Origin of the sequence: Streptococcus oralis (genome assembly GCF_003944215.1) — a bacterium.
GTDB lineage: Bacteria > Bacillota > Bacilli > Lactobacillales > Streptococcaceae > Streptococcus > Streptococcus oralis_BI.
Window position 1 is genome coordinate 1 of sequence record NZ_RJVZ01000037.1, and the last position, 1,045, is coordinate 1,045.

1 protein-coding gene, 1 tRNA gene and 1 rRNA gene are annotated in these 1,045 nt (G+C 41.4%); all 3 read left to right on the plus strand.

Annotation, left to right across the window (positions count from 1 at the left end; genetic code table 11):
* Positions 1–116 precede the first annotated feature (116 nt).
* Entirely contained in the window at positions 117–590 is a 474-nt protein-coding gene (locus tag D8804_RS09960) for a sigma-70 family RNA polymerase sigma factor (RefSeq protein WP_125399648.1), read from the plus strand.
* 72 nt (positions 591–662) lie between these two features.
* Positions 663–734 (plus strand) — tRNA-Glu (locus D8804_RS09965).
* Positions 735–966: 232 nt separating this feature from the next.
* A 16S ribosomal RNA gene (locus D8804_RS09970) occupies positions 967–1,045 on the plus strand; the annotation flags it as partial.

Consider the following 1,045-nt stretch of genomic DNA (forward strand, 5'->3'; position numbering starts at 1 on the left):
AGAGAGGCCATGCCTCTCTTTTTGTATGCAGTTGAGGCAACGAGAAATACAGAAGAGGAGAAGAAGATCAAAGACTAGGTTCTTTCTGCTAAACTAAAGGCAGAAAGGAGAGGTTTATGAATCTAAAAGAATTATACGAAGAAAGCAAGGGAATCGTTCATAAGTGCCGCAAAGCATACCATTTACATCTGTGGGAGAAAGAGGACTGGGATCAGGAGGGGATGATGTGCCTCTATGAGCTAGTGGACCACCATCCAGAGTTACTAGTGGGTGAACGTCACCGACTATATGTCTGCTTTAAAACCAAATTCCGAAATCGTATCTTGGACTATATTCGCAAACAAGAAAGTCACAAGCGCNGTTTCGATAAAGAACCCTATGAAGAGGTGAGCGAAATCAGTCATCGCCTAGGAGAAAAAGGACTCAGACTGGATGATTACTATCTCTTTCATGAACTGCTAAGGAATTACAGAGCAAGTCAGAGTAAAGAAAAACAAGAACAACTTGACCGTCTAATGGGAGGAGAATGTTTCAAAGGACGCAAAGCACTCCTAGGAGAATTAAGAGCGGTATTGAGTGATTTTAGATAAACTGAAAATAGTCAAAAGAATCCCTTGACAAAGAGGAAAAAGTAGGTATAATAGAAAGAGTTGAAAAGCTCAGGTCCGTTGGTCAAGGGGTTAAGACACCGCCTTTTCACGGCGGTAACACGGGTTCGAATCCCGTACGGACTATGTGTGTATCGCAGGGGCGAAAAAAGTAAAAAAAGTTTCAAAAAAGTGTTGACATAGATCAACAGCTGTGATATACTAATATAGTTGTCGCTTGAGAGATTGAGTGACAAAGACCTTTGAAAACTGAACAAGACGAACCAATGTGCAGGGCACTATAACTAAGGTTATAGTACTGAACAATGAAAAAAAACAATAAATCTGTCAGTGACAGAAATGAGTGAGAACTCAAACTTTTAATGAGAGTTTGATCCTGGCTCAGGACGAACGCTGGCGGCGTGCCTAATACATGCAAGTAGAACGCTGAAGGAGGA